Source organism: Pantoea ananatis PA13 (assembly GCF_000233595.1).
Classification (GTDB): Bacteria; Pseudomonadota; Gammaproteobacteria; order Enterobacterales; family Enterobacteriaceae; genus Pantoea; species Pantoea ananatis.
This window is the reverse complement of the sequence record NC_017554.1, coordinates 1,445,649-1,462,662: the sequence shown is the minus strand read 5'-3', so window position 1 is coordinate 1,462,662 and position 17,014 is coordinate 1,445,649. Positions and strand designations below refer to the sequence as shown.

The following is a 17,014-nucleotide window of genomic DNA, read 5'->3' as shown; positions in this document are numbered from 1 at the left end:
TCGGGTTCGCTTACCCTTCGTTATGCAGTTCGAGGTTTTCGACTTCGTTTTGACGGGCGATGGCTTTCGCATCGTCGTTACGCAGGGATTCCAGATATTCAAGATAGCCCTGATCGACGTCTTTCGTCACGTAGATGCCGTTAAAGACGGAGCACTCAAACTGCACGATATCCGGGTTCTCTTCCCGTACGGCTTCGATAAGGTCATCGAGATCCTGGAAAATCAGCGCATCTGCTTTGATAATCTGGCGAATCTCTTCCACTTCACGGCCGTGGGCAATCAGCTCGGTCGCGCTGGGCATATCAATGCCGTAGACGTTAGGAAAGCGCACTTCCGGCGCGGCAGACGCAAGATAGACCTTTTTCGCGCCCGCCTCTCGCGCCATCTCGATAATCTGCTCGGAGGTGGTGCCACGAACAATTGAGTCATCAATCAGCAGCACGTTCTTATCGCGGAACTCAGCGCGGTTAGCGTTAAGCTTGCGGCGAACGGCGCTGCGGCGCAGTTGCTGGCCCGGCATGATAAAGGTGCGGCCCACGTAGCGGTTTTTCACAAACCCCTGACGGTAAGGCTTATCAAGGATGCGGGCGATTTCCAGCGCGGTATCCATCGAGGTTTCCGGAATGGGAATCACCACGTCGATATCCAGATCTTCCCACTCGCGGGCGATCTTCTGACCCAGCTTGGTGCCCATGCGCACGCGGGCGCTGTAGACCGAAATCTTATCCAGGAAGGAGTCCGGACGCGCAAAATAGACGTATTCGAACAGGCAAGGATTGTTTTTTGGATTTTCGGCACACTGACGGGTTGAAAGCTGCCCCTGCTCAGTGATGTAAACCGCTTCACCCGGTGCCACGTCACGGATAAATTCAAAACCCAGGGTATCCAGCGCCACGCTTTCGGAGGCGACCATGTACTCGGTACGGCCATCGGCAATGACGCGTTTGCCCAGCACCAGTGGCCGAATGCCGTTAGGATCGCGGAAGGCGACCATGCCGTGACCGATGATCATCGCCACCACGGCATAGGCGCCACGCACCTGCTGGTGGACGGCAGCGATGGCGGCAAACACGTTATCGGCTTCCAGCGGATAGTGCTGAAAACGATCCAGTTCCTGCGCAAAGATATTCAACAGGATTTCAGAATCGGAGGTGGTATTAACGTGACGGCGGCCTTTTTCGAACAGCTGCTTACGCAGCTCGTGGGCATTGGTCAGGTTACCGTTATGGGCAAGGGAAATACCGTACGGCGAGTTAACGTAGAATGGCTGGGCTTCAGAAGCGCTGGAGCTGCCCGCGGTAGGATAGCGTGCGTGACCAATCCCCATGTTGCCTTGTAAACGTTGCATATGACGCGCTTCGAAAACATCGCTGACCAGACCATTAGCCTTACGCAGGCGGAAGCAGTTCAGCGCATCGATGGTACAAATGCCTGCGGCATCCTGCCCACGGTGCTGGAGCACCGTTAACGCGTCATAGATCGACTGGTTGACCGGCATGAAACCGGTGATACCGACAATACCGCACATGTTGTCATTTCCTCATTAAGCCGTACGCCCGGTGGTCTCACCGGGGCAAAAAACTCGACGTGCTTTTCAGGTAGTCAAAAAACCATCTGATTATAGAACTGAACTCGGGAATAAGTTGAGACTGCTGCCAGTCCGGGCTCTTTGAAAAGCCCGTGAATGTATCCAGGAAGAACAGCAGAGCGGCCACGATGAGCACACCACGCAATGCCCCGAAACAAACGCCTAATACCCGATCGGTTCCCGACAGGCCAGTTTTCTCAACCAGCGAGCCGATAACGTAGTTCACGATTGCGCCCACAATCAGGGTCGCGATGAACAGCACCGCAATCGCGATTCCGTTACGAACCAGTTCGTCGTCAAAACCTGTGAACCAGACTGCAAGGTAGGCATAGTAATGACTGGCGACAAAAAACGCGCATCCCCAGGTAACAAGAGATAAGGCTTCGCGGACAAACCCTCGAACCAGGCTGACCAAAGCCGAAAAACCAACTACCGCAATAATGACGTAATCAATCCAGATCATGAACTCTTCCAGCGCCAGTGCCATTGCACCCCTGCTTCCAGTTCGGGGCGCATTCTAACAGAAAAAGAAAACGTTTGCGTAGGGGTTTTCAGGTTCTGCATCCATAAAAAAGGCGATGAAAAAATCCGTCTTCGCCTGTGTCATTTTCACCCCGCTAACAGGCTGAAAAGTTGTCAGAAATTTAGCGTCAAGCCGGGTCAGGCACTGCCGTTCTCATCCCGATTGGCGCTGCCTGTTATTTCTATCGGCAGCGCCAATCGGCGCTTTAGCGGGCGCTGTAAGACTTAACCACGCCGCTCAAGCCTGAAACGTTCTTCAGCTCGCCGACGGCCGCCTGCATCTTCGCTTTTGACGCATCCGGCCCCACATAAATGCGGGTGATTTGCCCCTGCACGGGCGTAGACGGCACGGTATAGGCCCGGTAACCCGACAGGCGCAGTTTCGCCACAATCTCGTTAACCTTGCTGGCGTTCTTGAGTGCGCCTAACTGAACAACGTAAGCCTGACCGGCAGGCTGCGTTTCTTTGGGCTGCTCCGCAGGCGCGGTTTTTTCCGCCGGCTGCGACTGCTCGGCCGGTTTGGTTTTTTCAACAGGCTTAGCCTGCTCAACCGGTTTGGTTTTTTCTACCGGTTTGCTCTGCGTCTGCTCGACCGACTTCGGTTTAGCCTGCTCAACCTGTTTGGGTCGGGTTGGCTCAACCGGCCTGGCTTTCGGCGCTGTCGTGGCCGGAGACGAATGGACCGGTGGCGGTGAGACCACGCTCGGTTCGCTACTTTGCTCGGGCTGACTACCGCCCTCAGCGGCGGCATCATCATCCGTATCAGAATGGCTGACCGCACTGCCTGCGCCTGCTGGCGGATGCGCAGGCAGCGACTGCGTCACCGGCGGCACCATTTCGCTGTCCTGCTGGTCATCGGGTTTGGGCACCAGCGGGATCGCGGCAAATTCTTCTTTATAATGTTTTTTCTTACCATCCAGCAGCCCCGGCAATACGATCACGCCGACGGCCACCAGAATAACGGTACCGACTAAACGGTTTTGAAACTTACTCGCCACGTCCTTTCTCCGTTTCAATCGATTCCATAACCTGCGCCACCGTCAGGAAAGAGCCGCAGACCAGAATAATATCCTGCGCTTCCGCCTGCTGGCGCGCCTGGTGCCAGGCCTGTTCAACATCCGCAAATGCCTGAGCGGACGTTACGTGCGCCATGAGCTGCTCCGCGCTGGCACCGCGCGGACCGGCCAAGGGTGCGCAATACCAGCAGTCCACCTGAGGTGCCAGGGCCGCCAGAGTGCCCGCAATGTCTTTATCGTGCAGCATCCCCACAACCGCATGGACGCGTCCGCTTTGCGGCAATGCAGCCAGTCGCGAGGCCAGATAGGTCGCCGCATGCGGATTGTGGGCAACGTCCAGAATCACCCGTGGGGATTCGCTGATGGTCTGAAAGCGTCCCGGTAAAATCGCCAGCGGCAGATGCGCACGAATGATTGCATCGCTCACGTTCAGCCCGGAGGCGCGCAGCGCCACCAGTGCGGTAGCCGCATTTGGCAACGGCACCTGAGGCAGCGGTAAATCATGCAGCTCGCCTTGCGCATCGCGCAGCGACCAGCTCTCTGCCTGCTGATGATAGTGCCAGTCGCGCCCGTGCTGCATTAACCGCGCACCTTTTTCACGGGCAACCTGAGCAATTGTGGCAGGCATATCAGGTTCACCGACCACGGCGGGTTTCGCCTGGCGGAAGACACCGGCTTTTTCCCGGCCAATACTTTCACGGTCCGGGCCAAGCCAGTCGGTATGATCCAGCGCGATACTGGTAATCACCGCGACATCCGCATCGACAATATTGGTCGCGTCCAGCCGACCGCCCAGCCCGACTTCCAGAATGACGACATCCAGCCCCGCCTGCTTAAACAGGTTAAGCGCCGACAGCGTGCCAAATTCAAAGTAGGTCAGAGAAACCGTACCCCGTCCGGCCTCAATGTCGGCAAAACTGGCGCTGTGTTGGGCTTCACTAAGTTCCTGCCCCTGAATCCGGACGCGCTCGGTGTAGCGCACAAGGTGCGGCGAGCTGTAAACCCCAACCCGATAGCCGGCTGCCATCAGTAAGGTTTCCAGGGTGCGACAGGTGGTACCTTTGCCATTGGTGCCCGCAACGGTAAAAACGAAGGGTGCAGGCTTGAGCAGGTCCAGACCTTGCGCCACCTGGCGAATACGATCCAGGCCCAGTTCAATCGTCTGAGAGTGGAGGTGCTCAAGATAATAAAGCCACGTGGCCAAAGGCGACGTGGCTTGAGGAAGGTGAAGATTGTCCATATGTCCCGTTTTGCAAATTTATACCCGATGAAAGCCGCAAGGTATACGGTGCATTGGTGGAAGGCGCGACCTGCGCGCCTTCTGTCTCCTGTCAGGCCTCGTTGCTCTCCGGATGGATCGTCGCAGGTGCGAACGCTTCACCGTCGTGCAGCGGTGCGGGCAGATTCATCATTTTTGCCAGCAGACTCGCCAGTTTATAGCGCATTTCCGGACGACGAATGATCATATCAATCGCCCCTTTCTCGATCAAAAACTCACTCCGCTGGAAGCCCGGCGGCAGTTTTTCACGAACGGTCTGCTCAATCACACGTGGACCCGCGAAGCCGATCAGGGCTTTAGGTTCGGCAATATTCAGATCGCCCAGCATCGCAAAGCTGGCAGACACGCCGCCCATGGTCGGGTCGGTCAGCACCGAAATATACGGCAGACCGCGTTCCTGCATTTTCGCCAGCGCGGCACTGGTTTTGGCCATCTGCATCAGCGACATTAACGCTTCCTGCATACGCGCACCGCCACTGGCGGAGAAGCAGATCAGCGGGCAGTTATCTTCCAGCGCCTGCTCAACAGCCCGGACGAAACGTGCGCCAACCACCGATCCCATTGAGCCGCCCATAAAGGCGAATTCAAAGGCGGCCGCCACAACCGGCATACCGTGCAGCTGACCTTTCATCACGATCAGCGCATCTTTCTCATTCGTGGCTTTCTGTGCAGCAACCAGACGATCTTTATACTTTTTGGAATCCCGGAACTTCAACAGATCCTTGGGTTCCAGCTCGCTGCCCAGCTCAACCAGCGTGCCCTGATCGAGCAGGCTCGCCAGGCGCTCACGGGCATGCATGCGCATGTGGTGGTCGCACTTAGGGCAGACCTCAAGATTACGCTCCAGCTCGGCACGATAAAGTACCTGGCCACAGCTGTCGCATTTTGTCCACACTCCTTCCGGAATACTGGCGCGACTTGTGGGCGTAATGTTGCTTTTATTAAGAATGCGTTCAATCCAGCTCATTGATGACCTTTCTGTTTAAAACTGACCTGGTCCAGTCGTCTTGATACTGCTGAAAACCGCTTCAGCAGACGGTAAATGTCGCTCATTAAACCACAACCAATTAAGACTGTGGATAAAAATCTGGTCTTACCCCTGAGCAACGCGGCTACTCAGGGATAATTTTACTGCTTAGCCTGGCGGCGATGGCGCCAGATTTCAATCACACCTGGCAGAATCGACACCACGATGATCCCGAGGATAAGCAGCTTAAGGTTTTCCTGTACCACGGGCAAATCGCCAAACAGATAACCCGCATAGGAAAACAGCAGCACCCAGGCCAGCGCGCCCGCGACGTTAAACAGGGCGAAGTGGCGGTAGGACATGTGCCCCATTCCGGCGACGAAAGGCGCAAAGGTCCGCACGATGGGCACGAAGCGCGCCAGGATAATGGTTTTCCCACCGTGCCGGGCATAAAAGGCATGGGTTTTATCCAGATAGCTGCGGCGGAAAATTTTCGAGTTCGGGTTGCTGAACAGCCGTTCGCCAAAGAGTTTGCCGATGGTGTAGTTCACGGCGTCCCCCAGAATAGCGGCAATGACCAATAGCGCCACCATGAGATGCACGTTGAGATCGTTACCCGGCAACGCGGCCAGCGCCCCTGCCACGAACAGCAGTGAATCACCCGGCAAAAACGGCGTGACGACTAAGCCCGTTTCGCAGAACAAAATCAGAAACAGGATGGCGTAGATCCAGATGCCATACTGCGCGACTAATTCGGCCAGATGCACATCAATGTGCAGAATAAAATCGACCACAAAATGGATAAACTCCATAACGATCCCTTGTACGTAAGGTTAATTAATCCGCGAGGAACAATGGCCCCATCGCCGGCTGAGGTAAAGCAAAATGCACGGGATAATCCACCGCCACCAGATAAAGCCCTTCGGCTTTCGCCGTTGCCGCCGCCAGCGTGCGATCTTTAGCCGCCAGCAGTTCCGCCATCCAGGATTCTGACTGATTGCCGCAGCCAATTTCCATCAGACTACCGACAATATTGCGCACCATATGGTGCACAAACGCATTGGCTTTAATATCGACAATCACATAAGGCCCGTGGCGCGTGACGTTCAGGTGCATCACGTTGCGCCACGGCGTTCGCGACTGACACTGCACGGCGCGGAAAGAGGTAAAATCATTCTCGCCCAGCAGGCACTGTCCGGCGCGCTGCATCTTTTCTACATCCAGAGGATAGTAAAAATGCGTCACGCCATTACCCAGAATCGCCGGACGGAGCCGCTGATTGTAGATCAAATAGCGATAACGCCTGGCGGTTGCGCTAAAACGCGCGTGAAAGTCGTCCGGCACCGCCTTGACCCAACGTACGGCGATATCGTCTGGCAGATTGGCGTTCACGCCCAGCGTCCAGGCGGCATCGGCGCGCTGCGCAACGGTTTCAAAATGTACTACCTGGCCGGTGCCGTGTACGCCAGCATCGGTGCGGCCGGCACAGAACACGCTGACCGGATGGTCGGCCACTTTCGACAGCGCCCGTTCCAGCTTTTCCTGCACGCTGCGCACTTCCTGCTGACGTTGCCAGCCATAGTAGCGGCTGCCGTCGTACTCGATGCCCAGTGCCAGTTTTTGTGTCTGACCTTCTGACATCAGTACATGTACTCCTGAACCAGCTTCTCAGCGGTCTTCACCGCCATCAGCGCACCGCCGAAACGGACGTTGTCGGCCACCGACCAGAACTGCAACAGCTCAGGAATGCCGTAGTCGTTACGCACACAGCCAATGCTCAGTTCATCGCTGCCCGAGGCATCGGTAACCGGCGTCGGCACCGCATCCTCTTCGCTCAGATGAATATCCGCAGCCAGCGCCAGCTCTGCCCTTGCCTCTTCCGCCGACAGCGGGCGCAGGTTTTCAATATGTACGATCTGCGCATTGCCATAAAATACCGGCGCCTGAATGCTGCTGACCGCCACGGGCAAACCCTCGTCCTGCAGGACTTTACGTACCTGATCGACCAGGCGGCGCTCGCTTTCTACGCTGCCTTCGCTATCTGCCAGCTGCGGCAGAAGGTTAAAGGCCAGCTGGCGGCCAAAATGGTGTTCGTCAGCGGGCACGCCGTTCAGCAGACGCGCACTCTCACCGGCCAGCGCATCCACGGCCACTTTGCCGTGGGTGGAGACAGAGATCAGATTGGTGACCTGTAAACGGCCCAAACCTGCCGCATCCACCAGCGGTTTGATTGCCGTCAGCAGTTGACTCACCAGATTATCCGCCACGCTGATGATGTTGCGATTACGGTAATCGGCCAGCACCTGTGGATTCACATCCGGCACCACCAGCGGCACGTCCGGTGACAGGGCAAACAGCTCGCTGCTGTCGATCACCAGACAGCCCGCGCCCGCCGCCTCTTCGGCATAGCGTTCTGATGCATCGCGACCGGCAACAAAAAAGGCCAGCTGCGCCTGTGACCAGTCAAACCCGGCCGCGTCTTCAACGCGCACAGAACGTCCTTCAAAACGTTTGATTTCACCGGCACCGTTGTCGCTCGCCAGCAAATACAATTCACCAACCGGGAACTGGCGTTGAGCCAGTAGTTCCAGTACAGCGTTCCCTACTGCGCCTGTTGCGCCCAGTAGCGCAATATTCCAGCCGTCAGACATGTTGGTTTACCTCAGACAATGACATAAAAACAGAAGGCGGTGATGTCACCGCCCGGGGATTCAGAATTATCCCTACCTTCAGCCGCGCGTAACCCGGCTGAACCCATCAGGTTGAGGATAATATGGCGTTAAAGCCCAGCTGAATAAGCTGCTCAGCGGTGGCTTCATTATCACAGTTCACCTGTAATGATGACCATTCGCGACGCTCTTCATACTGTTTGCGCAGGCGGTCAAACTCGCCCGGTTTTGCCGCCACTTTTCGCAGAGGCGCATCATCGCGGCGCACATCATACACCAGATGCACTAACCGTTTCAGCGTTGGCTGATCGAGCGGCCCGTTCAGGCTGATCTGGCTGAATTCCGGCGTCGGTAGCAGGCTACTCAGCGGCACCTGCTGCGGTTGACCAATAAAGTCACACCAGGCCTCAAAAACCTGGGTGGTGCCGCGCGCCTTGCCCTCCAGGGTGTAACCAGCAATGTGGGCCGTCGCGATATCCACCTTATCCAGCAGCGCCAGGGAGAGATCCGGTTCAGGTTCCCAGACGTCCAGCACCACGCTGAGATCGTGACGCATGTTCAGGACTTCCAGCAGCGCGGCGTTATCCACCACCGGGCCGCGGCAGGCGTTAATCAAAATGGTATTCGGCTTCAGCGCCATCAGCCGCGCGGCATCGGCCAGATGCCAGCTCTTGTAGGGTCCAGATTTAAACAGCGGCGTATGAAACGTTAAAATATCGGCCTGTTCCACCAGCGCATCGAGCGAGTGAAAATCCTCTTTGTCACCCCGGTCAGCGCGCGGCGGATCGCACAGCAGGGTTTTCACGCCCCAGGCTTCAAGGCGTTTCTGCAATCGCCCGCCCACGTTACCGACGCCAACGATGCCCACCGTGCGATCGCGCAACTGAAAACCGTCGCGCTCCGCCAGCAGCAGCAAGGCAGAAAAAACATACTCTACGACGGCGATCGCGTTACAGCCCGGCGCGGCAGAGAAGGCAATGCCCGCCTGCTCAAGCCAGTCTTCGTCAATATGATCTGTGCCCGCGGTTGCCGTGCCGACAAACTTTACGGGCTTGTCCTGCAGTAGCGCAGCGTTAACCTGAGTCACGGAACGCACCATCAGGCCATCGGCATCGGCCAGTTGGGCTTCAGGAAGCGGCCTGCCAGGGACAGCGACCACCTCGCCCGTGCGGCTAAAGAGTTCACGGGCATAGGGCATGTTTTCATCGACGAGAATTTTCACCACGGCTTTCCTGTGTGTTGCATTTAAGGGCGCTATTTTGGCACAAAAGCTCCGCGTTAGCCTAACCACGCTGTACAGTGAGTGCTAAGGCTGGCAGAAAAGGGCAACACAGGCGTACACTGCGGCGGGTCTGAGGCTGGAGTCATATTATGTTCTTTTTGTTCCCGCTGTTTGCGGTCTTGATTTGGTCGGTTAATGCTATCGTTAATAAATTATCGGCGAGTGCCATCGAGCCTGCGGCGATTTCTTTTTATCGCTGGCTACTGGCGTTGCTGGTCCTGACCCCGTTTGTGTTACCGGGTGTGATACGGCAATGGCAGACGATCCGGCCGCACCTCTTGCGCTTGATGGTTCTGGGTCTGCTGGGCATGGCGCTGTACCAAAGTCTGGCCTACTATGCCGCGCACAGCGTGAGCGCCCTGTTTATGGGTATTATCGCCGCGCTAATCCCACTGTTAACGGTATTGCTCAGTGTGGTCATACTGCGCATTGCCCCGACCGTGGGGATTCTGGCGGGCAGCCTGATCTCCTTTTGTGGCTTAATCTGGTTGGTCAGCGCAGGCAATCTTGATCAGTTGCTGCATCACGGCATCGGAGCAGGTGAAGCCATGATGCTGGCGGCCTCAGCCAGCTATGCGCTTTATGGCGTGATGACCAAACGCTGGTCAATTCCGCTGCCGGTCTGGCAGAGCCTGTATGTGCAAATTGCCTTTGGCGTTCTGTTGCTGTTACCCGGCTTTCTGATGACGCCGGACGTGGCGCTTACGCCGCGTAACCTTCCGCTGGTGGCTTTTGCCGGGCTGTTTGCCTCGATTCTTGCCCCCTGGCTGTGGATCCATGGCGTGCAAAAATTAGGTGCCAGCATCACCAGCATCTTTATGAATTTGACGCCGGTTTTTACCGCCCTGATTGCGGTGCTGTTTCTGCATGAGCATCTGCACAGCTATCACTGGATCGGCGGCGGTCTGACGCTGACGGGCGTTTTGCTGGCACAGCGGCTGCGCAGGCCACTTAGCGCGCGCAAATCGATCAAGGCCGATCCGCGCTAAAATTGACGGAAACACGCAGTCCGCCCAGTAACGGACTGCTCTCCAGCGTGACGGCCGCCCCGTGCCAGGCACAAATATCCTGTACCAGCGCCAGTCCAATGCCCGCTCCGGCCTGCATCGCGGCATTATCCAGCCGGATAAAAGGCCGCAGTGCTTTTTGTTGCTCTTCCCGGCTAATCCCCGGCCCCGAGTCTTCAATTTGCAGCCTGCCGTTCTCTACGCGGGCCGTAATCATGCCCTGCGCTGGCGTGTACTTAATCGCGTTATCCAGCAGGTTGGCGCACAGCTCGCCCAGCAACAGCGCATCGCCTTCCACCTCACCGTGCTCATCCCCTTCGTAACCCAGGTCAATCTGTTTCGCGCGCGCCGCTGCATAACGACTCAGGCACGCTTCACGCACCACTGCCGCCAAATCCACCCGCGTCATGGGTTTATCTTCCCCGTGACGGGCTTTGATGCGCGCCAGTTGTAACAGACGGTCGGTGAGCAGAATGGTGTCATCCAGCGTGTAATGCATGCTCTGTAGACTTTCCCGCCACTGTTCGGGCCGATCGCTATCCAGCGCCGTGCTAATCTGCGTTTTCAGAATGGTGAGCGGTGTGCGTAGCTGATGCGCGGCATCAGCGCTGAACCGATCCTGCCGTGCCAGCAATTTTCTCAGCCGTTCCAGATAGCGGTTAAAGGCCACAATGAGCGGCTGAAGTTCCGACCAGGGCAGCGAAGGCAGCGGGGTCAGTTCAGCACCGTCGCGGCGCAGGACAATCTTTGACAGCCGACGTAAAGGCCGTAATACCCGGCGCAGCATCATGCTCGCCAGCAACAAGGCGATGAGCACCAGCGCGCTCTGGCTAAGTAAGGCTGTACGCATCAGCCCCTGGGCAAACGCCTCACGGGAATGGATAGTTTCCGCCACCAGCACCAGCGCCATACCTTCCACGCCCGCCTCGCTGACCGGCTGCCATAAGGCCGCGACCCGAATGCGCTGTTTCTGGTAAAACCCGTCATAAAAATGGACTAACGCAGGATAGGCTTCAGACATCTCGCTGGTGGCCGGAATCGGCGGCAGCCCGTCATAACCCGACAGCGTTTTACCCTGGGGCGAAATCACCTGGTAAAACAGGCGATCGTTCATATTACGCTCAAAGCTGTCGAGCACGACCCAGGGCACATCGACCTCCAGATGCTGATGACGTACCACCAGCCGCTCGGCAACGGTGCGCGCAGAGGCCAGCAGCGAACGATCGTAGGCCTGATTCGCCGCCGCCAGGCCGCTCTGGTAATGCGTATAAACTGACAGAATCCACAGCAGGAGCAATGGCAGTCCCAGCCAGGCGAGCAGCTCTCCCCGTAGCGAGGTGATTAATCGCATGCCAGGGTTTCCAGGCTGTAACCCAGACCGCGTAGCGTCACAATACCGACATCACTTCCGGCCAGTTTTTTGCGCACCCGATGCACATAGAGTTCAATACTTTCCGGGCTGGCTTCATCCGCCAGCGTAAAGGTTTGTTCATACAAATGTTGCCGCGAGACCGGGCGACCCTGACGCTGCATCAGCGTGGTCAGCACGCTGGATTCTCGCGGCGTCAGCGCCAGCGGTTTTTCGGCCAGCAAAAAGTAACCCTCGCCGTTCAGCACCAACTGACCCAGCGTTTGGTTTTGTGGCGATTGCCCCTGAGAACGCCGCAGTAGCGCTCGCAGGCGCGCGTCCAGCTCATCCAGTTCAAAGGGTTTGGTCAGATAGTCATCCGCCCCCGTGTTCAGACCGCGCACGCGGTCATCCAGCGTAGTGCGCGCGGTCAGCATCAGTACCGGCACAGTTTGTCCCCGGCGGCGCAGCCGGGTTAATACTTCAATGCCGTCCAGGCGCGGCAGAGAGACATCCAGTACGACCAGCGCATAATCTTCGCTTTGCAGGCTGTGATCGGCCGCCAGGCCGTCCGCCACCCAGTCCACAGCAAAGCCTTTTTGTGTTAACGCTTTCTGTAACCACCGCGCCAGCTCGGCCGTGTCTTCCACCAGTAAGAGACGCATATCACATCCTTTCACTAAACCTCATGAATGAAAGGTAAATGAAAGGTTGCTGTTTTAACAATTCAATAACACCGAATAGTCGGTAGTAATCACACTCTGAAACAAAGATGGAGCGCACGATGAAAAAAATAATCCACACCGCCCTCGCCTCTGCCCTACTGGCTTTTATGTTCTCCTCATCAGGTTATGCTGCTGCACCCGACAGAACAGAATGCATCGCACCGGCTAAACCCGGCGGCGGTTTTGACCTGACCTGTAAGCTGATTCAGGTTTCGCTGATGGAAACGAAGCAGATCGAGAAGCCGATGCGCATTACCTACATGCCAGGTGGCGTAGGCGCGGTGGCCTATAACGCGATCGTTGCGCAGCGTCCTGCCGAAGCCGGTACGGTCGTGGCCTTTTCGGGGGGATCGCTGCTGAACCTGTCTCAGGGAAAATTTGGTCGCTACTCGGTTGATGACGTGAAGTGGCTGGCGGCGATCGGTACCGATTACGGCATGATTGCCGTGCGTGAAGACGCGCCGTGGAAAAACCTGGGCGAACTCATGGCGGATATGAAAAAAGATCCCACCAAAGTGGTGGTGGGTGCGGGTGCCTCTATCGGCAGCCAGGACTGGATGAAAACGGCGCTGGTCGCAAAAGAAGCCGGTATTGATCCGCGCAAAATGCGCTATGTCGCGTTTGAAGGCGGTGGTGAAGTCGTCACCGCCCTGCTGGGTAATCATATTCAGGTGATGTCTGGCGATCTCAGCGAGATGGTGCCGCATTTACAAGGGGGCAAACTGCGCGTGCTGGCGGTAATGGCAGACAAACGCCTGCCCGATCAGCTGGCCTCGATTCCTACCGCCAAAGAGCAGGGCTTTAACGTGGAATGGCCGATTATTCGCGGCTTCTATCTTGGCCCTAAAGTCAGCGATGCCGATTATCAGTGGTGGCAGAGCGCCTTTGAGAAAATGGTGCAAACCCCGGAATTCAAGAAGCAGCGTGAACTGCGAGGCCTGTTCGAATTCAATATGTTTGGCGCTGAACTGGATAAATACGTGAAAGACCAGGTTGCCGCCTATCGCGAGCAGGCGAAATCCTTTGGTCTGGCTAAGTAAGCGGGAGAGATCATGAGCGATCGTATTTTTGCCACCTTGTGGCTAGTGCTGTGCCTGGCGGGACTGGTTATCGCCTGGCAGATTCAGAGTGAATACAGCTATGAGCCTGTCGGCCCACGTCCTTTTCCGCTGGTGCTTCTCAGCCTGATGGCTTTCTGTGCCGTGATGCTGCTGCTGAGAAAACCGGATGCCATCCAGTGGCCCACGCCCGCCACACTGAAACGCCTGGTGGCGCTGGCGGCGATGATGCTGGTGTACGGCGGGATGTTTGAAACCCTGGGCTTCCCGTTAGCGACCTCGCTGCTGACGTTTGGTATCGGCCTGCTGTTTGGCGCGCGCTGGTGGGCCGCTGTGCTGTCCGGCGGTGTAATGGGATGGTCACTGTTTTACGCCTTCGACCATCTACTGGACGTTACCTTGCCTGCTGGCAGCCTGTTTAATTAAGGAGAGAAATGATGGAAACCTGGTCTTTCCTGATGCACGGCTTTGCCGTTGCCATGACGCCGGAAAATCTGCTGATTGCCCTTATCGGCTGCTTTATCGGCACGATCGTAGGCTTACTGCCGGGACTCGGGCCGATCAACGGCGTAGCGATTTTGATGCCGCTGGCGTTCGCCCTGCACCTGCCTGCAGAATCCGCGTTGATTCTGCTGGCCACCGTTTATCTGGGCTGTGAATACGGCGGACGTATTTCGTCGATACTGCTCAACGTTCCGGGCGATGCCGGCGCCATTATGACCGCACTGGATGGCTATCCGATGGCGCAGCAAGGAAAAGCGGGCGTGGCGCTCTCTATCTCTGCCGTCAGCTCCTTTGTCGGTTCCACCATCGCTATCATCGGCATCATCTTATTCGCACCGCTGCTGGCCCGCTGGTCGCTGGCGTTTGGCCCGGCCGAATATTTTGCGCTTATGGTCTTCGCCATTGCCTGTCTGGGCAGCATGATGAGTCAGAACCCGCTTAAATCATTCCTGTCGGCGTTGATCGGGCTGAGCATGGCGACCGTGGGCGTGGATGCGAATACCGGCGTCTATCGCTTCACCTTTGACAGCGTTCACCTTTCTGACGGCATCCAGTTTGTCGTGGTCGTCATTGGCCTGTTCTCAGTGAGCGAAATTTTGCTGATGCTGGAATCCACCCATAGCGGGCAAAAGGTGGTGCGTGCCAGTGGCCGCATGATGTTCAATATGAAAGAGGCCGCTATGTCTACGGGTGCCACACTGCGTGCCTCATTTATCGGCTTCTTTGTGGGCGTGCTGCCCGGCGCGGGCGCCACTATCGCCAGTGCTATCGCCTACATGGCCGAGAAAAAAATCACTGGCAGCGATCAGTTTGGTAAGGGCGATATTCGCGGTGTGGCTGCGCCGGAAGCGGCGAACAACGCCTCCGCCTGCGGCTCGTTTATTCCGATGCTGACCCTGGGCATTCCCGGTTCCGGCACCACCGCGGTCATGGTCGGTGCGCTGACGCTGTACAACATCACGCCTGGACCTGCGATGTTTACCGAACAGCCGGATATCGTCTGGGGACTGATTGCCGCGCTGCTGATTGGTAACCTGATGCTGCTGATCATGAACATCCCGATGATCAACGTGTTTGCGCGGATGCTGACGATTCCGCTGTGGTTTTTAGTTCCGGCTATCGCCGCCATCTCGGCCGTGGGCGTTTATGCGGTGCACAGCACCACCTTTGACCTGCTGCTGATGGTCGGACTGGGGATTTTCGGCTATATCCTGCGGAAAATGGATTTCCCCATGTCACCGCTGATTTTAGGTTTCGTGCTGGGTGAAATGCTGGAGCAAAACCTGCGGCGTGCCTTGTCGATCAGCAACGGTGAGATGGGCATTCTGTGGGAAAGTCCGATTGCGAAAGTCCTGTTGATCCTCGCCGTTGCCGTATTAATCGTGCCGCTGCTATGGAAACGGCTGCGCCGTAAGCCCGCTCCCGCGCATCAGTAAGTAAATCTTTGTTCGAAACACACAAGCCCCGTGGATTTCCCAGGGGCTTTTGTTATCATAGTGTATTCTGTTTCCGGCGCACCCCACGCTGTTCTGTTTCCCAAGGAATCCGCCATGCAACCTGTCAGCGGCCCCGGTGTGCCGGTCGGCGATCGTTCATCTGTTAATCCGCAAACTGACGCCCCGCGTACGGGAAGTGTTGCCGGTGAACAACCCCTTTCTCCTGCCCAGCGCACGACGCTTGAGCGCCTGATTGTGCGCATCATGTCGCTCAGCACGCTTAAAGCGCCTGAGCTCTGGGCCGGCCTGCGTCATGAAGTCGGTGTTAAAAGCGAAGCAGAACTCCAGTCACGCCATTTTCCGGCTGCGGAGCAGTTTCTTAACAACCGCCTGGCGCAGGTGCAGACCGGTCACGGTACGCGTCAGTTAATGACGCAACTCACCGACCTGTTGCCCAAAGGCAATAACCGCCAGGCGGTAAGTGATTTTATCCGCCAGCAGTTTGGTCAGACGGTGCTGAGCGCATTAACCCAGGATCAGCTTCGTCAGGTGCTGACCATGCTGCAAAATGGTCAGATGGCCATTCCGCAACCTCAGCAGAGCCGCAGCAGCGATCGCACGCTGCTGCCTGCCGAGCATCAGGCGCTGAATCAGCAAATTGTTCGCCTGGCTGCCGCAACGGGCGAATCCAGTGGCAAAATATGGACCGCCGCACTAAAGCTGGTAAACCTGACCAGCGGCGATCCGATCCCGTCACGCCACTATCCGCTGCTCACTCAGTATTTACAGGTCCGTCAGACGTTAAGCCAGCACAGTGCGCCGACGTTGCAGCTGATTGAAACCTCGCTTAAACACCCTCTGGATCAGCGTGAACAGCAGATGCTGGAAGACTACAGCCTGCAACGCTTTCAGGCCACGCCTCAGATGGTGCTGACCCCGACGCAAACCCAGGATCTGCTTAACTTCCTGTTTGCACGTCGCGCAGAAAGAGCACACGAGCAAGCCCTGGCCGATAACGAACTGAATCCGCATCCCATCTGGGCGCCCATCTCCGGCTCGCTGCCGCCTGTGCTGCAGCCGCTGGCAGCGCGCCCGGTGCTGAGCGCGGTCGTCGGGTTAATCGTTCTGGCCTTTTTACTCTGGCTGGTGCTGTAAGTTAACACCCACAGGATGCCGCAGAAGCCGTCTGCGGCCATTCTCCCGGCTCGTCGCCCCATGCCATGGGATGGCCATCGCGCTTCCAGAAATCCAGCCCGCCAATCAGTTCTTTGACCTTAAATCCCAGCAACGCCAGCTGATAAGCCGCTTTGGTCGAACCATTGCAGCCAATGCCATCACAGTACGTCACATACAGCAGGTTGCGATCCAGTCCGGCCGTGCTGGCTTCATTCATTTCCCGATGCGGAAAATTTATTGCTCCGCAGAGATGACCGGCGCGGTAAGCCTCGATCTGACGGGCATCAATGACGACAACGCCCGGTCGCTGATGGGCCAGATCGTCAGCCAGATCCCAGGCATCGGTGTAATAAGCCAGTTTGGCCTGCAGATATGCAAGGCTCTGCTGCGGTGACGCGGGGGGAAAACCTAAAACAGATGACATCGTTTTTTCTCCT

General features: G+C 57.0%; 17 protein-coding genes. 5 read left to right on the top strand and 12 right to left on the bottom strand.

What is annotated here, in order from left to right; genetic code table 11:
- Positions 1–10: 10 nt before the first annotated feature.
- From purF to pdxB, 9 genes are all read right to left on the bottom strand, one after another.
- Positions 11–1,528: an amidophosphoribosyltransferase gene (gene purF, locus PAGR_RS07025; protein ID WP_013026542.1), complete on the bottom strand. Its 1,518-nt coding sequence runs from the start codon at positions 1,526–1,528 to the stop codon at positions 11–13.
- Between the two features lie 37 nt (positions 1,529–1,565).
- Complete coding sequence (gene cvpA / locus PAGR_RS07020) at positions 1,566–2,051, bottom strand: colicin V production protein (protein WP_026021019.1); 486 nt, start codon at positions 2,049–2,051, stop codon at positions 1,566–1,568.
- A gap of 265 nt (positions 2,052–2,316) precedes the next feature.
- Positions 2,317–3,108 (bottom strand): cell division protein DedD, encoded by a 792-nt coding sequence (gene dedD / locus PAGR_RS07015; protein ID WP_029569031.1) that lies wholly within the window; start codon positions 3,106–3,108, stop codon positions 2,317–2,319.
- Positions 3,098–4,366 carry a bifunctional tetrahydrofolate synthase/dihydrofolate synthase gene (gene folC / locus PAGR_RS07010; RefSeq protein WP_014605364.1) on the bottom strand — a complete coding sequence of 423 codons (1,269 nt, stop codon included), beginning with the start codon at positions 4,364–4,366 and terminating at the stop codon, positions 3,098–3,100. The genes dedD and folC overlap by 11 nt, the downstream gene beginning before the upstream one ends.
- Positions 4,367–4,457: 91 nt before the next feature.
- Positions 4,458–5,372 (bottom strand): acetyl-CoA carboxylase, carboxyltransferase subunit beta, encoded by a 915-nt coding sequence (accD, locus tag PAGR_RS07005; RefSeq protein WP_014605363.1) that lies wholly within the window; start codon positions 5,370–5,372, stop codon positions 4,458–4,460.
- A gap of 161 nt (positions 5,373–5,533) precedes the next feature.
- Positions 5,534–6,184, bottom strand: coding sequence for a DedA family protein (locus PAGR_RS07000; RefSeq protein ID WP_013026547.1), 651 nt, complete (start codon positions 6,182–6,184; stop codon positions 5,534–5,536).
- 25 nt (positions 6,185–6,209) lie between these two features.
- Positions 6,210–7,013: a tRNA pseudouridine(38-40) synthase TruA gene (truA, locus tag PAGR_RS06995; RefSeq protein ID WP_013026548.1), complete on the bottom strand. Its 804-nt coding sequence runs from the start codon at positions 7,011–7,013 to the stop codon at positions 6,210–6,212.
- Entirely contained in the window at positions 7,013–8,023 is a 1,011-nt protein-coding gene (locus tag PAGR_RS06990) for an aspartate-semialdehyde dehydrogenase (RefSeq protein WP_014594188.1), read from the bottom strand. The genes truA and PAGR_RS06990 overlap by 1 nt, the downstream gene beginning before the upstream one ends.
- A 106-nt stretch (positions 8,024–8,129) precedes the next feature.
- A complete protein-coding gene (pdxB, locus tag PAGR_RS06985) occupies positions 8,130–9,263 on the bottom strand; it encodes a 4-phosphoerythronate dehydrogenase PdxB (RefSeq protein WP_033774564.1) in 1,134 nt (377 codons plus the stop codon).
- Positions 9,264–9,412: 149 nt separating this feature from the next.
- Here pdxB and PAGR_RS06980 point away from each other — a divergent pair, with 149 nt between their 5' ends.
- Positions 9,413–10,312 carry a DMT family transporter gene (locus tag PAGR_RS06980; protein ID WP_014594190.1) on the top strand — a complete coding sequence of 300 codons (900 nt, stop codon included), beginning with the start codon at positions 9,413–9,415 and terminating at the stop codon, positions 10,310–10,312.
- Here the strand turns inward: PAGR_RS06980 and PAGR_RS06975 are convergent.
- Both PAGR_RS06975 and tctD read right to left on the bottom strand, forming a co-directional pair.
- Positions 10,293–11,681 carry a sensor histidine kinase gene (locus PAGR_RS06975; RefSeq protein WP_014605361.1) on the bottom strand — a complete coding sequence of 463 codons (1,389 nt, stop codon included), beginning with the start codon at positions 11,679–11,681 and terminating at the stop codon, positions 10,293–10,295. The genes PAGR_RS06980 and PAGR_RS06975 overlap by 20 nt on opposite strands.
- Entirely contained in the window at positions 11,672–12,343 is a 672-nt protein-coding gene (tctD, locus tag PAGR_RS06970; protein WP_014605360.1) for a transcriptional regulator TctD, read from the bottom strand. The genes PAGR_RS06975 and tctD overlap by 10 nt, the downstream gene beginning before the upstream one ends.
- 119 nt (positions 12,344–12,462) lie before the next feature.
- Between tctD and PAGR_RS06965 the strand changes: the two genes are divergently transcribed.
- The 4 genes from PAGR_RS06965 to flk all read left to right on the top strand — a co-directional run bounded on the left by PAGR_RS06965 (position 12,463) and on the right by flk (position 16,556).
- Positions 12,463–13,443, top strand: coding sequence for a Bug family tripartite tricarboxylate transporter substrate binding protein (locus tag PAGR_RS06965; protein ID WP_078828827.1), 981 nt, complete (start codon positions 12,463–12,465; stop codon positions 13,441–13,443).
- 12 nt (positions 13,444–13,455) lie between these two features.
- Positions 13,456–13,887, top strand: a complete 432-nt coding sequence (locus PAGR_RS06960) for a tripartite tricarboxylate transporter TctB family protein (RefSeq protein ID WP_013026555.1) — start codon at positions 13,456–13,458, stop codon at positions 13,885–13,887.
- Positions 13,888–13,898: 11 nt separating this feature from the next.
- On the top strand, positions 13,899–15,401 hold the full coding sequence (locus tag PAGR_RS06955; RefSeq protein ID WP_026021021.1) for a tripartite tricarboxylate transporter permease: 1,503 nt from the start codon (positions 13,899–13,901) through the stop codon (positions 15,399–15,401).
- A gap of 114 nt (positions 15,402–15,515) precedes the next feature.
- Positions 15,516–16,556: a flagella biosynthesis regulator Flk gene (gene flk / locus PAGR_RS06950; RefSeq protein ID WP_014605358.1), complete on the top strand. Its 1,041-nt coding sequence runs from the start codon at positions 15,516–15,518 to the stop codon at positions 16,554–16,556.
- A gap of 1 nt (position 16,557) precedes the next feature.
- On the opposite strand, the gene PAGR_RS06945 is transcribed toward flk, so the two are convergent.
- Complete coding sequence (locus tag PAGR_RS06945; RefSeq protein WP_014605357.1) at positions 16,558–17,001, bottom strand: rhodanese-like domain-containing protein; 444 nt, start codon at positions 16,999–17,001, stop codon at positions 16,558–16,560.
- Positions 17,002–17,014: the final 13 nt, after the last annotated feature.

Excerpts from the sequence above, each read along its gene's own strand:
- purF (WP_013026542.1), bottom strand. The coding sequence starts at position 1,528 with ATGTGCGGTATTGTCGGTATCACCGGTTTCATGCCGGTCAACCAGTCG.
- cvpA (WP_026021019.1), bottom strand. The coding sequence starts at position 2,051 with ATGATCTGGATTGATTACGTCATTATTGCGGTAGTTGGTTTTTCGGCT.
- folC (WP_014605364.1), bottom strand. The coding sequence starts at position 4,366 with ATGGACAATCTTCACCTTCCTCAAGCCACGTCGCCTTTGGCCACGTGG.
- accD (WP_014605363.1), bottom strand. The coding sequence starts at position 5,372 with ATGAGCTGGATTGAACGCATTCTTAATAAAAGCAACATTACGCCCACA.
- PAGR_RS07000 (WP_013026547.1), bottom strand. The coding sequence starts at position 6,184 with ATGGAGTTTATCCATTTTGTGGTCGATTTTATTCTGCACATTGATGTG.
- truA (WP_013026548.1), bottom strand. The coding sequence starts at position 7,013 with ATGTCAGAAGGTCAGACACAAAAACTGGCACTGGGCATCGAGTACGAC.
- PAGR_RS06990 (WP_014594188.1), bottom strand. The coding sequence starts at position 8,023 with ATGTCTGACGGCTGGAATATTGCGCTACTGGGCGCAACAGGCGCAGTA.
- PAGR_RS06980 (WP_014594190.1), top strand. The coding sequence starts at position 9,413 with ATGTTCTTTTTGTTCCCGCTGTTTGCGGTCTTGATTTGGTCGGTTAAT.
- PAGR_RS06975 (WP_014605361.1), bottom strand. The coding sequence starts at position 11,681 with ATGCGATTAATCACCTCGCTACGGGGAGAGCTGCTCGCCTGGCTGGGA.
- tctD (WP_014605360.1), bottom strand. The coding sequence starts at position 12,343 with ATGCGTCTCTTACTGGTGGAAGACACGGCCGAGCTGGCGCGGTGGTTA.
- PAGR_RS06965 (WP_078828827.1), top strand. The coding sequence starts at position 12,463 with ATGAAAAAAATAATCCACACCGCCCTCGCCTCTGCCCTACTGGCTTTT.
- PAGR_RS06960 (WP_013026555.1), top strand. The coding sequence starts at position 13,456 with ATGAGCGATCGTATTTTTGCCACCTTGTGGCTAGTGCTGTGCCTGGCG.
- PAGR_RS06955 (WP_026021021.1), top strand. The coding sequence starts at position 13,899 with ATGGAAACCTGGTCTTTCCTGATGCACGGCTTTGCCGTTGCCATGACG.
- flk (WP_014605358.1), top strand. The coding sequence starts at position 15,516 with ATGCAACCTGTCAGCGGCCCCGGTGTGCCGGTCGGCGATCGTTCATCT.
- PAGR_RS06945 (WP_014605357.1), bottom strand. The coding sequence starts at position 17,001 with ATGTCATCTGTTTTAGGTTTTCCCCCCGCGTCACCGCAGCAGAGCCTT.